General features: G+C 56.0%; 11 protein-coding genes. 2 read left to right on the top strand and 9 right to left on the bottom strand.

The annotated features are described in order from the left end of the window. Window positions 1-28: 28 nt before the first annotated feature. Complete coding sequence (locus tag ACR0AU_RS09970) at window positions 29-931, bottom strand: LysR family transcriptional regulator (protein ID WP_480795634.1); 903 nt, start codon at window positions 929-931, stop codon at window positions 29-31. Between the two features lie 112 nt (window positions 932-1,043). Here ACR0AU_RS09970 and ACR0AU_RS09965 point away from each other — a divergent pair, with 112 nt between their 5' ends. After that, a complete protein-coding gene (locus ACR0AU_RS09965; protein ID WP_170424858.1) occupies window positions 1,044-1,667 on the top strand; it encodes a glutathione S-transferase in 624 nt (207 codons plus the stop codon). A 273-nt stretch (window positions 1,668-1,940) separates the two neighbouring features. Beyond that, entirely contained in the window at window positions 1,941-3,566 is a 1,626-nt protein-coding gene (locus ACR0AU_RS09960) for an FAD-binding oxidoreductase (protein WP_480795633.1), read from the top strand. 1,112 nt (window positions 3,567-4,678) lie between these two features. Here ACR0AU_RS09960 and ACR0AU_RS09955 read toward each other — a convergent pair. From ACR0AU_RS09955 to ACR0AU_RS09920, 8 genes are all read right to left on the bottom strand, one after another. After that, window positions 4,679-5,131: an SRPBCC family protein gene (locus ACR0AU_RS09955; RefSeq protein WP_170513592.1), complete on the bottom strand. Its 453-nt coding sequence runs from the start codon at window positions 5,129-5,131 to the stop codon at window positions 4,679-4,681. A gap of 102 nt (window positions 5,132-5,233) precedes the next feature. After that, entirely contained in the window at window positions 5,234-5,842 is a 609-nt protein-coding gene (locus ACR0AU_RS09950) for a nucleotidyltransferase family protein (protein ID WP_480795632.1), read from the bottom strand. Then, a complete protein-coding gene (locus ACR0AU_RS09945) occupies window positions 5,835-6,617 on the bottom strand; it encodes an XdhC family protein (RefSeq protein WP_170564287.1) in 783 nt (260 codons plus the stop codon). Before ACR0AU_RS09945 ends, ACR0AU_RS09950 begins: the two co-directional genes overlap by 8 nt. Continuing rightward, window positions 6,614-7,795, bottom strand: coding sequence for a vWA domain-containing protein (locus ACR0AU_RS09940; protein ID WP_480795631.1), 1,182 nt, complete (start codon window positions 7,793-7,795; stop codon window positions 6,614-6,616). The genes ACR0AU_RS09945 and ACR0AU_RS09940 overlap by 4 nt, the downstream gene beginning before the upstream one ends. Continuing rightward, window positions 7,792-8,667 (bottom strand): AAA family ATPase, encoded by an 876-nt coding sequence (locus ACR0AU_RS09935; RefSeq protein ID WP_170594367.1) that lies wholly within the window; start codon window positions 8,665-8,667, stop codon window positions 7,792-7,794. The genes ACR0AU_RS09940 and ACR0AU_RS09935 overlap by 4 nt, the downstream gene beginning before the upstream one ends. 46 nt (window positions 8,668-8,713) lie before the next feature. Then, complete coding sequence (locus ACR0AU_RS09930; RefSeq protein ID WP_480752316.1) at window positions 8,714-11,143, bottom strand: aerobic carbon-monoxide dehydrogenase large subunit; 2,430 nt, start codon at window positions 11,141-11,143, stop codon at window positions 8,714-8,716. Next, complete coding sequence (locus tag ACR0AU_RS09925) at window positions 11,140-11,634, bottom strand: (2Fe-2S)-binding protein (RefSeq protein WP_480795630.1); 495 nt, start codon at window positions 11,632-11,634, stop codon at window positions 11,140-11,142. Before ACR0AU_RS09925 ends, ACR0AU_RS09930 begins: the two co-directional genes overlap by 4 nt. 12 nt (window positions 11,635-11,646) lie before the next feature. After that, window positions 11,647-12,501, bottom strand: coding sequence for an FAD binding domain-containing protein (locus ACR0AU_RS09920; protein WP_480795629.1), 855 nt, complete (start codon window positions 12,499-12,501; stop codon window positions 11,647-11,649). Window positions 12,502-12,560 lie beyond the last annotated feature (59 nt).

Genomic DNA, 12,560 nt, shown 5'->3' with positions numbered 1-12,560 from the left:
ACGGCTTTTATTAACCGGTTTTGCTTCATCACCCCTTTAAGTCAGAGCAAAGCGACGTGTCGCTTGCAAGATGATCAATAAGGGCGCGCACGCGGGTCGTCAGTCGGCGATTCTGCGGAAAAAGTGCGGCGACCACATAGGGTGTAACGCGATTCTCGGCGAAGAGCTCGACCAATTCTCGTGTCTTTAGAGCTTCTGAAACTGTGTAGGCCGGACAACGGGCAACCCCTATTCCCGTGGCTGCCAGCCGTGCTGATGCTGCCGGTGCATTGGCGCGAAGCCGACCGTTAACATGGACCGCAATTTCCCGACCTTCTAAATCGAAGCGCCAGATCGTAGGATCCGTCATGTTGCCGTCTAAAATGCACTCATACGTCTCCAGTGCACGTGGATGCGCCGGTATACCTGTGCGCTTCAAATAGTCTGGAGATGCACAGACTAGCAAAGGCATTGGGCCAAGCTGGCGTACTCTAAGTGAACTGTCTCTCATCGGTCCGATGCGGATCGCGAGATCCAGACCTTCGTCAATAATTGACACCCTTCGATCCGAGAGACGAAGGTCGATTTCAACTTCCGGATGCTGTGCGGCGAATACCGCAAGAGAAGGCGCGAGCCGCACCGATCCAAATCCCGTCGGAGCCGAGATATGGATGACACCGCGTAAAGCCGTTTGTTGGTTCCTGACGGTTTCTTCCAACTCGTCGAACCCGTCAAGAAGTGGTTCACACATCGCCAGATACGTGGCGCCGACATCCGTCAGGGATACACTGCGTGTGGTTCTGTTCAGAAGCTGAACGCCTAGCGCTTCTTCCAGATCCGCGACGTATTTGCTAACCTGCCGCGCGGATCGTCCCATACGCTGTGCGGCAAGTGTGAAAGAGGCGTTCTTTGCGACAAGCGCAAAGGCTCGCATGCGGTCAATCTTATCCATAGCTTATTCCGCCCCCTCAGGGCCTAAACTTTCTCAAAAATTGACGATTATCGCGCAAATGTGCAAGTCGTATCTGTTTTGGTAAATGACCAACCCCAGCAGGAGCCCTTAAATGTCAAACCCGGTTCGTATTCATCACTTCCCCAAATCAGGTCACGCGCATCGCGCTTTGGTTTTTGCTAAGCTCGCAGGGATTGCCCATGAAGCTGTCTTTGTAGATCTCGCCGCTGGTGAGCACAAAACGCCTGACTTCCTTGCCATGAACCCGAATGGACAGGTGCCCGTGCTGGAAGATGGCGACGCCGTCATTTCTGACTCAAACGCAATATTAGTTTACTTAGCCCGCAAATACGCACCCGACTGGATACCAAGTGATGCCGTAGGAGAAGCGAACGTGCAGCAATGGCTGACACTCGCTGCAGGTGAAATTGCATTTGGCTCATGTGCTGCAAGGTTGATTACGGTGTTTGGCGCACCTCTGGACGAGAACTTTGCAGCTGCAACCGCGGCGAAAGCAATGCAAAAACTGGAATTTGGGCTGGACGGTCGCGACTGGCTTGTTGGCGATCAACCGACCATCGCTGATGTTGCGGCCTATTCCTACACAGCCCATGCGCCAGAAGGGAATATTTCACTCGCGCCGTACCCGAATGTCCGTGCCTGGATTGCAAGGTTCGAAGCGCTGACCGGTTTTCAAGCGATGCCAGCCACCGCCGTTGGTCTTGCTGCCGAGTAGTTCAATGGACATTTGCGAAGGCGAACGAAGCGCCGTCTCATCATCGACTCGGGAAACCGTGATTGAAAACGCGCGCCTTGACTAAGTCGGCATGAACGGACGCAACGTAGCTAAGGTCGCGCCCGCATAAACGCGAGGCGGCAACTGACGCAACCGTGCAGAGCACCCCGAAAGTCGATTGGACTGTTGGGTCATGGGGTTGCTTGCGGACGATAACCCGGACCTGAGCGTACAGCGACTTTGATGACAAGATTGAGAAAGAAGGACAAAACGATGTTGGACGAAGAAACCCCATTTCATCCGGGCGAACTGGCTGCACAAGAACGCGCGGGTGTTAGGGGGCTTTCCAAACGCGTGTCGCCCTTCATCCGAAATCACATGCCAGATCAACACCGCGCTTTTTATCAAGCACAACCGTTTCTGGTTGCTGCCTCCAGCGATAACCAGGGACGAGTGTGGGCGACGATCATCGAAGGCGAGGAAGGATTTATTGGGTCACCAGACTCTCAGACGCTGACGCTTGCAACACGGATTGATCCACAAGATCCGCTGAGCGAATCGATTATGGCTGGCACCGATATCGGCGTGGTTGGCATCGAACTCGCTACGCGCCGCCGCAACCGCTTCAGCGGTAAGTCGCGTCCAACCAAGGATGGCTTTGCAGTCGATATCCATCAGACCTTTGGGAATTGTCCGAAGTATATCAACGAGCGGAATTGGTGGCGAGCCGATAGGGCGATGACGATTGAAGCGACGACGTCTACTCAACTCAGCTCCGAACAAATCAAACACATAGGCGCCGCTGACACTCTATTCATCGGATCGGGGCGACAAAGCTCTAACGAAGCGCACTCCGACGGCTATGACGCTTCCCATCGTGGCGGTGACCCAGGATTCGTCCGGGTAGTTGGGCCGAAGCGCCTGCGCATCCCCGACTATACCGGCAATAACTTCTTCAACACGATCGGGAACCTGCTCGAAGATCCGCGTGTTGGGTTGCTCTTTGTCGACTTCTCAACTGGCGGGCTTTTGCATTTGACGGGTCGGGCTTCGGTCGAGTGGGACCCGGAGGAAGCGCGCGATCCAAGCATCCTTCGTGTGATTGATGTAGAGATAGAATCTGTCATCGACAGACCAGCCGCGCTTTCTCTGAGGTGGTCTGCAGACCCTGCGACGATGACAAAACTGACCGTGATCGACAAGGTCTTAGAAGCCGAGCACATCACCTCTTTCCATCTGGCACCCACGAACGGCGAGGCGGTGACACCTTTTCTTGCAGGACAGCATTTGCCGATTGCCTTGGACATCCCAGGTCATGGGGCGAAGGTACGTCGGACATACACACTATCTGGCTCGGTCGCGATTCAGAACTACAGGATAAGCGTAAAACGCGAGGCAGGCGGTATCGGGTCGCAATTCCTACATGACGAGGTGCACGTGGGCGATGTGATCGAGGCAAAGCCGCCCGCTGGTAACTTTGTACTCCCCAAAGATGACAATCCATTAGTTCTCATCAGCGCTGGTGTCGGCCTGACTCCGATGCTTGCAATGCTTTACGAAGCCTCAGCAGAAGAAAACCATCGGCCAGTGTGGTATGTCCATGGAGCTCGAAGTGGGCGCGCCCATGCGTTTGGCCGTGAGGTTGATCAGCTGATTGCGGGAAACCCGAATGCCACCCGATTGATATTCTTCAGTTCACCGGAAAGGACCGATCTTCTAGGCGAAACGTTTGACATCCATGGCCGGATCACTGCTAAGGACTTGTTGGCGATCAGGGCGGGGCCGGACGCGCACTATATGATCTGCGGCCCTCTGGAGTTTATGACCGGTTTGAAAACTGGATTGGAGGCTGCAGGCGTCATGAGCGATCAGATCAAATATGAGACTTTTGGAGCATAGTTAAGAATGTCGGTAATCGGTGCTAAGGCCGAAGCATTCTTGGATTATCCCGGATGTTACCCTAGGGCGTGTTTCAAAAATCAACGCTTTACTGTCGCAGAAAGAGACGTGCCGAACCAAGCGTGAGTACCCGCTCAGGCTACACGTGTTTGCTTCCGTGTAGGAAAGAACTTGGTTACTTTTCCAAGTTTCTAAGCCGTGGCGACGACAAGTAAGTCGTCGCTTGCGGCGCATGAGCCAAGCATCCGGAGGCGACCCAGTCCGATCGTGGCCCGGAGTGTTGGGAAAGAAGTCGGCCTGAGCTAAATGGGGATCGGCCCATCTTTTAGTCAAGAAAAACCGCCAAACACTCCCCTTTTTACAACGTTGGTCAAGTTACCAAGGCGATTATTCTGTTGCGGATACAAACCAGGCAGCAAGAACTTTAACTTGCCCCCTGCCCCTCCACTTTACGTGTATAAATAATATGTCAATGACCTAGTATGGCATTCTTCCACATCAGCCATATTTCACTTAAATATCTGAATATTAAGTCACTATCGATTGGTTGAATTATCACATTCCCTTTCTCGGTCTAAATTGCCCCCCAGTTCTCCCTCAAGGAGAAAGATTCCAAGCGTCGCTTTTTTCGAGGACAGAAATACTAACCAGAGTGCATTTAGGTAAGCTATATTACGTTGATCGTTAGTTTCTGGCGCACTTACGCTAGGTGCCTGGGCAAAAAGTGGTGAGAATTTTTCTATACTTATTCCAGAATTATGAGCAGTACGCGGGTTATAGATAGAAAAACCTTCTACAGGCCTCGCCGGTAAGATCGGGGCACCAGAGCGAAAACCAGACGTTCATGTCCGAGTTGCAATAGGCAGATGAGCGCAAAAGAAAAACTGTGAATCTATGGCAACCGACGGCAAATGTTCAGATCAAGCGTTTAGAACCAAGTAGCTAATGATGGATGAGTGGACTTACCAGAATCTTAATACTTGATCCTTGCTCCTGCAGCTTCCGCTCGCATATGCGGCACATTTGTTGTTGCTGGAACGGTGCAAATTTCCATTCGGATCGTTAGCGGGTGGAGCAAGCTTACAGAACTGCTTCATCTCCACCCATTAAGATCAAATCATCGCGTCTTCATTCACTACATCAGCGAAGGACTTGAAGAATTTTCCTGCGAGCTTCTTGGCTGTGCTCTGGATTAAACGACTGCCGAGCTGAGCCAGTTTTCCGCCAATCTCGGCCTTGGCTTCATAGCGCAGGATCGTTTTGTCGCCGTCTGCACTCAGCGTCACATCTGCGCCACCCTTTGCATGACCAGCGGTACCACCATTGCCCTGACCAGACAGTGAGAATGCATCAGGGGCGCCGGTCTGGTCCAGGGTGACATTGCCTCCGAACCGCGCCTTGACGGGCCCTACTTTGAGCAAGACCTTGGCCTCCAGTTCAGTATCAGAATGCTTGATTAGTTCTTCACATCCCGGGATGCATTGTTTCAACACCTCGGGATCATTCAGTGCCGCATAGACGCGATCTTTCGGGGCGTTGATGATGATTTCGTCCTTCAGTTCCATAGTCTAGTCCTTCTTAGCAACAGGGAAATCTTATGTTGTCTGCTTGTTCAGTGGTCATTTCGAGCGATTTAAGACGCCCGCGCATCCAGATCAGAAGTCGGCTCATGAGATCGGCTCGTTCGCGGTTTCCAAATGGGTCGCATAGTCATCCGGGGTATCGACATCGGTGTAGAACCCTGGCGATGGCAGCGTAGCGGCTTGTACATGTTCGGGATGATCGCGCGTAAAGCCCAAGCAGCCGGGGCGTACGGGGTTTTCCAGCAATCGCCGGCGCAATAGCTGCGGGATAGTAATTGGATTGCCTCGTGCGCCGTTATGGACAGGTATCGTCACTTTAGTCGCATCACCTGCAATGTGAGCGGCAATCAGATCTTGCAGATCCTGAGTGGTCAATAGCGGCTGATCACCCAAGCCGATCAGAAGCAGATGGGCGTCAGGTGCACAATGCAATCCCGTGGCAACCGAGCTCTGCTGGCCGCTGGTGAAGTTTGCATTGTGAACCAAAGAAACAGCTAGCCCTGATAATGCCCGGCGCACGGCGCTCACCTCATGTCCTGTTACCACCGTCAGGTCAGTATCAATGGCGCCTAAGTAAGCCATGGCTACACGGCGGATCATCGGTACGCCGTCTATTGGAAACAGCAGCTTGTTTTGCGCCCCCATGCGACGGGAAAGACCGGCGGCCAGAAGGATCGCGGCAACATCAGCCATCGGCAAGCCCCACAGTCTGCCGTCTGACACGGACTAACTGCGCAAGGATCGACAGCGCTATTTCCTCGGGCGTGACCGCCCCCAGGTCCAGACCCGCCGGGGCGTGGACGGTGTTGATGGCCTCGGGCGTTATGCCGGCGGTCTTTAGTTTTTCAGCCAGTGTCGCGAATTTCCGAGCGCTTCCGACGAAGGCAACATAGTCGGGCAAATCTGTCAGCACGGATTTGAGCGCGTCCAGATCTCCTTGGCCTTGCGTCGCAATGACAACGAAGCGTCGTCGATTGCACGTCGTATCAGCCGACGTGGTGCCAGAAACCGACCAGTGGAATTGCGGTGCCAGGGAACTAAGCGCTTGGGCCACAGGGGATGCGCCAAGCACGACAAGTTCGGGCATTGGCAAACAGGGCTCGATAAAAATGTCGACGGTGCCTTTTGACGGGCAACCATTGCGCGCAAAGCGCGTCCCGTCGATCTCATCCCCCGCTATCACGCCCATTTCTTCCAGGAGTTCCTCGGGCGCGACAGAAACCAGTTGCGGCTGACCGGCGCGCAAAGCCTCTACCGCAGCGCGTTTGACCGCGCCACGCGTGCATCCGCCACCAAGCCATCCATGCAGGATTGTCCCGTCCGCGCTGAGCAGCGCTTTAGCACCCGGCTTGGCCGCCGTCGCCCCCGCAGTGCGCACGATTGTCGCGAAGGCGAAAGGTTCTTGCCGGTCACGCAGGTCTTGTGCCGCATCGGCAAGGTCCGTGTCTAGGATCTCTGCTGGACTCATAGCGTCACCAATTTTGGTTCCAGGGCGGCAAGATCGGCAAGGGTGTTGGCCGGTTGAAAAAGGTCGAGATAAGGCAAGGCCGCAGCCATTCCGCCAGCTATGGGCGCGTATTCGCTCCAGCCCTTCAGTGGATTGAGCCAGATGATCTTACAGCCGCGTTTTCTCAGCTTCTCAAGCGCTGCTGCCAGGATTGCTGGTGGCTCGGTATCATAGCCGTCCGACAGGATCACTACGACAGACCGGCCATCTACAAAGCGCCGCGCATAGGTATCGGCAAAGCGTTGCAACGATGGCCCGATCTTTGATCCACCGCCGAAGCCATCTGCCATCAGCGACATCCGACCAATTGCACGCAGTGCATCTTTGTCGCGCAATGCTTCAGTGATGCGTACCAGCCGTGTGTGAAAAAGATAAGCGTCGGCATCTTTGTCAGCGCGCATCAGCCCAGCGAGAAAAGCAAGGAAAACTTGTGCATAGACGCTCATCGATCCCGATACATCGCAAAGCGCAACGATTTTGCGGCTGCGATCTGGGCGAGACTTGCGCAAGAGCTGCAGAGGTTCCCCTCCTGTCGCAAGGCTCAGGCGAATGGTCTTGCGAAAATGCAGGCGGTCGCCTTTGCGGGCGGCGATCCGACGGCGCGAACGTCGGTCGCGCAAAGCGGCACCGATGCGACGCGCAACTGCTTCGGCCTCTGCGATATCATCCGCGCGGACCAGATCACGCAGATCGCGGCGGCTGAGATTGCGTTGCTGAGTTGCGATAAGTTTACCGGTGCCGTCGCTGTCGGCCTCGCCGTCACCGGAATCAGGAGCGATGGCGCTGCCCGATGCGCCCATATCCTGACCCTTGGCTTGACTAGAGGAATGCACGTTATCGCTGAGCGCAGACTGCGCCTTGGGCACGGCCATTTGCTTCACCCGACCGGAATCCATCCAAAAACTATCGAAGAGGCCGTCGAACCGTTCGGCCTCATCCTTGCATCCTGTGCAGATGGCCCGCAACGCGCGACGGCTTTCATTCGGGACAGCGGCATTGACCTCTCCGAGGGCACGCAAGGCAAGCTCTGCCTCTGCCACACCTAGGCGAAGGCCGTTCTGGCGCAAATGCGCAATGAACCCGGCGACACGGGCCGCTGGCCCCGGATCACGCGCCGCAAATTTGGAAACCCGGCTCATGCGGCCTTCCCCGCGATGCGGGCCGCGACTTCAGCGGTGATCTGTGCCTGATCGCTTTGAGTTTTCAGCAGCGTGGTTAAGGTGGAGTGCAGCACGGTTGGATCGTCGGTCAGATCCGCAATCCCAAGTCCCATCAAGGCGGCAGCAAAATCGAGCATCTCAGCGATGCCGGGTGTCTTTTCCAGTTCCTCCTCGCGAAGCTTTTGTACAAAGCCTACGACTTGCGCGCCAAGACGCGCCTCAATCGCAGGGCAGCGGGCTTTGAGGATTGCAAGTTCTGTCTGTCGGTCCGGATAATCGACATAGGTGTAAAGGCAGCGACGACGCAGTGCATCGGATAGATCGCGTGTGCCGTTTGAGGTCAGGATCACGATCGGCTTGCTAGAGGCCGTGATGGTGCCGAGTTCTGGCACAGTCACTTGATAGTCGGCCAGAACTTCCAGCAAGTAGGCTTCGAATTCCACATCAGCGCGGTCAATTTCGTCAATCAACAAAACAGGCGGCGTGTCCTGGGTAATGGCGGCCAATAGAGGGCGTTCCAACAGGAAATCACGGGAAAAAATACGCTCTTCAACGCTTTTGCCCGTCTCACCATCTTCGGCGGCGGCGCGGATCGTCAGCAATTGCCGCTGGTAGTTCCATTCGTAGATGGCCTGAGCGGCGTCAAGCCCCTCATAGCATTGCAGTCGGAGCAACTTGGTGTCGCGCGCATCGCTCAGGGTGCGCGCAACCTCTGTCTTACCTACGCCCGCGGCGCCCTCCAGAAGAAGAGGCCGCTCCAACGTCAGCGCCAGATGGAGAGCAACTGCTAGGTCGTCGGATGCGACATAGCCCTGCCCTTCAAGAGCGGATTGTAAATCGGTCCAGGTCATGTGTGTCTCCGGGCAGAGCGGAACGTCTCCGCCCTGCCTTTCGCCTTTAGCCGTGCAGGCCAAGCTCATTGGCGGTCTTCCAGATCCGCCAGTGATCATGTGGCATGTTGGTATGCCGCAGACCAAAGGCCCGGAACGCATCCTGCACCGCGTTGGAGAAGCATGGCACCCCGCCCACATGCGGACTTTCGCCCACGCCCTTCGCACCGATGGGATGATGTGGCGACGGCGTGACGGTGTAGTCGGTCTCGTAGTTCGGAACCTCCCATGCGGTCGGCAGGAAGAAATCCATCAGCGTGCCCGTCTTCACGTTGCCCTGATCGTCATAGGCGATTTCCTGGCCCAAAGCGACGGCGAGTGCTTCGGTCAGGCCGCCATGCACCTGTCCTTCGATGATCATCGGGTTGATCCGGGTACCGCAATCGTCCAGAGCGTAGAAGCGGCGGATGTCTGGCACGCCTGTATCCACATCAATATCCATCACGCAAACATAGGCACCGAACGGATAAGTCATGTTTGGCGGGTCATAGTAGCTGACCGCTTCAAGCCCTGGCTCAATCCCTGGAATGGCCTGATTGTAGGCGGCGAATGCGATTTCTTTCATGGTCTTGAACCGCTCGGGCGCTCCTTTGACCACGAAACGGTCGACGTCGAACTCGACGTCATCGTCATGCACTTCCAACAGATAGGCCGCGATCATTTGCGCCTTGGCGCGGATCTTGCGGCCAGCCATGGCCGTAGCCGCCCCGGCAACCGGGGTCGAGCGCGAGCCGTAGGTGCCCAGACCATAGGGCGCGGTATCGGTGTCGCCCTCTTCGATGGTGATGCTATCGGCAGGTAATCCGATCTCGGAGGCCAGTATCTGTGCGAATGTCGTCGCGTGGCCTTGCCCCTGCGAAATCGTTCCAAGCCGTGCAATTGCAGAGCCCGTGGGATGGATGCGAATTTCGCAGCTATCGAACATGCCGAGACCCAGGATATCGCAATTCTTCACTGGGCCGGCACCCACGATCTCAGTGAAGAAACTGAGACCGATTCCCATGAGCTTGCGCGTTTCGCCCCGTTTGAACGCCTCTACACGCTCGGCCTGTTCCTTGCGCAATCCCTCGTAGTCGACGGTGCTGAGCGCTTTGTCCCAGGCAGTGTGATAATCGCCAGAGTCATATTCCCAGCCAAGCGCAGCCTGATAGGGGAATTGCTCTTTCTTGATGAAGTTGATCCGGCGCAAATCTGCCGCGTCCATGTTCAACTCGATCGCCAGCACCTCGATCATCCGTTCGATGAAATAAACCGCCTCTGTCACGCGGAAGGAACAACGGTAGCTGACCCCGCCCGGCGCTTTGTTGGTGTAGACGCCATCAACCTCAAGGAATGCAGTCGGGATGTCGTAAGATCCGGTGCAGATATTCATGAAACCCGCCGGGAATTTGGTTGGGTCGGCGCAGGCGTCAAATCCACCATGGTCCGCTGTCACATGGCAATGCAACCCGGTGATCTTGCCGTCCTTGGTGGCAGAAATGCGGCCCTTCATCCAATAGTCGCGGGCAAAGGCGGTGGTCATCAGATTGTCCATTCGGTCTTCGATCCACTTTACCGGCTTGCCGGTGACGATGGAGGCGACGACCGAACACACATAGCCCGGATAGGCCCCAACCTTATTTCCAAACCCGCCGCCAATATCGGGAGAGATCACACGGATATTGTGTTCCTCGATCCCGGAAATCAGGCTGACCACAGTGCGGATAGCATGAGGCGCCTGGAACGTGCCCCAAAGAGTCAGCTTGCCATTGACCTTGTCCATTGAGGCGACACAGCCGCAGGTTTCCAGTGGGCATGGGTGCGTACGGTGGTAATACATGGTCTCTTCGGCAACGACCTCGGCATTGTCGATTGTCTCGAATGTTGGACCCTTGTCGCCCGCTTCCCACGTGAAGATGTGGTTGTGATGCTTTCGAGGACCATGTGCTCCATCGATTGGTTTGCCATCCTCGCCCACGGTGTCTTCACGCAGAACTATCTCTGATTCCATCGCCTTGAACGGATCGACCAGAACCTCAAGCTCTTCGTATTCGACTTCGACGGCCTCGATTCCATCTGCCGCCGCATAGCGGTCTTCGGCCACCACAAACGCCACTTCCTGGCCTTGAAACAGAACCTTGCCATCGGCCAGAACCATTTGCTTGTCGCCGGCCAGCGTCGGCATCCAATGGAGGCCGAGCGGTTCAAGGTCCTTGGCGGTCAGCACAGCGAGAACGCCGGGCACTTCAAGCGCTGCCGCCGTATCGATGTTGGTGATCCGTGCGTGAGCGTAGGGAGAGCGGACGAAATCTCCAAAGAGCATCCCGTCAAGCTTCACGTCATCGACGTAGTTGCCCTTGCCTTGAGTAAAGCGGGCATCTTCCACCCTTTTGCGCGAACAGCCCATGCCCTTGAGGTTCGCGGTGCGTTCCTCACGATCTGGTGTCATGTCATTCATTGGGCCGCCTCCTTGGCTGCATTCATCTCGGCCGCTGCGGCTTTGATGGACTTCACGATGTTCTGATACCCGGTACAGCGGCAGATATTACCTGCCATGCCAAAACGGATCTCTTCCTCGGACGGGTTCGGGTTCTCTTCGAGCAACTTTGCCGCACGTGTGATCATGCCCGGAGTGCAGTAGCCGCATTGCAGCCCGTGATGTTCCTTAAACGCCTCTTGCAGCGGGTGCAGCGCGTCAGGCCCACCGATGCCTTCGATGGTTGTGATATCCTTGCCATCGGCCTGCGCCACGAACATGGTGCAGGACTTGACTGATTTGCCATCAATGGTGACGGTGCAAGCGCCACAATGGGAAGTCTCGCAACCAATATGCGGGCCGGTGATGTTGAGCCGCTCGCGCAGCGTGTAGATGAGAAGTTCGCGTGGCTCGGCAAGGAATTCCTCTTCCTTGCCGTTCACCGTGATCTTATAGAGTTGTTTCTTTGACATCGGACGATCTCCTCACGCACGCGACCAGGCGCGCTCAATGGCGCGGGTCAGAATGATACCTGCCACGTGTTTCTTGAAAGCGACGGGGCCGCGGTTGTCCTCGGTGGGGTCAATATCACCGAGCATGGCGGCCACAGCGGTCTTAATGGCATTTGCATCGACGCCGGTGCCAACCAGAGCGGCCCCAGCCGCCTCGGAAAAGACCGGTGTGTCGCTCAGATTGGTCATTGCAATCGAGGCGGAGGCACAGGTGCCACCATCTTTCACGATCTGGACTGCAGCAGCAGCGGTAGCATAATCGCCAATCTTGCGCTTTTGTTTTTCATAGGCGTAACCGCCATGCGGCGTTGGGATGGTGACTGCCGTCAACACTTCTTCGTCTTCCCGAGCAGTCATGTAGGCGGCTTCGTAAAACTCGCGGGCAGCGATGTCGCGTTCCCCGTCAGGACCCTCGACAGTAAAGCGCGCATTCAGGCACTGCATCAGGCCGGGCATGTCATTGCCGGGGTCGCCATTGGCCACGTTGCCACCAACTGTCCCCATGTATCGGACTTGCGGGTCTGCGATCTGAAGGGCAGCTTCGCGCAGAATCGGAGCGGCCTCAGCCAGTGCGTCGTGATCAATAATCGCGTGCTGGGTGACCATCGCACCGATGCGGATACTGTCACCTCCGATCTCGATATCAGACATGCCGCCAACATCCTGAAGATCGATCAGATGCGGCACATCCGCCATCCGCAACTTCATCATCGGAATCAGGCTGTGCCCACCGGCCATGACGCGGGCATCATCGCCATGCTCTTCCAGGATCGACAGCACACCGGCCATGTCCTTGGGTCTGTAGTATTCGAATGCCGCTGGAATCATCGGCTCTCCTCCCTTCAAGCAAATGTTCTGGCTGAACGGATCACTGCATGCGCTTGGAT

The organism is Ruegeria sp. CG1 (assembly GCF_056537265.1).
Note: the sequence above shows the minus strand (reverse complement) of the source record. Positions and strands in the feature narration are given on the sequence as shown.

Coding starts and splice junctions, on each gene's coding strand:
- ACR0AU_RS09970 (WP_480795634.1), bottom strand. CDS start 931: ATGGATAAGATTGACCGCATGCGAGCCTTTGCGCTTGTCGCAAAGAAC.
- ACR0AU_RS09965 (WP_170424858.1), top strand. CDS start 1,044: ATGTCAAACCCGGTTCGTATTCATCACTTCCCCAAATCAGGTCACGCG.
- ACR0AU_RS09960 (WP_480795633.1), top strand. CDS start 1,941: ATGTTGGACGAAGAAACCCCATTTCATCCGGGCGAACTGGCTGCACAA.
- ACR0AU_RS09955 (WP_170513592.1), bottom strand. CDS start 5,131: ATGGAACTGAAGGACGAAATCATCATCAACGCCCCGAAAGATCGCGTC.
- ACR0AU_RS09950 (WP_480795632.1), bottom strand. CDS start 5,842: ATGGCTGATGTTGCCGCGATCCTTCTGGCCGCCGGTCTTTCCCGTCGC.
- ACR0AU_RS09945 (WP_170564287.1), bottom strand. CDS start 6,617: ATGAGTCCAGCAGAGATCCTAGACACGGACCTTGCCGATGCGGCACAA.
- ACR0AU_RS09940 (WP_480795631.1), bottom strand. CDS start 7,795: ATGAGCCGGGTTTCCAAATTTGCGGCGCGTGATCCGGGGCCAGCGGCC.
- ACR0AU_RS09935 (WP_170594367.1), bottom strand. CDS start 8,667: ATGACCTGGACCGATTTACAATCCGCTCTTGAAGGGCAGGGCTATGTC.
- ACR0AU_RS09930 (WP_480752316.1), bottom strand. CDS start 11,143: ATGAATGACATGACACCAGATCGTGAGGAACGCACCGCGAACCTCAAG.
- ACR0AU_RS09925 (WP_480795630.1), bottom strand. CDS start 11,634: ATGTCAAAGAAACAACTCTATAAGATCACGGTGAACGGCAAGGAAGAG.
- ACR0AU_RS09920 (WP_480795629.1), bottom strand. CDS start 12,501: ATGATTCCAGCGGCATTCGAATACTACAGACCCAAGGACATGGCCGGT.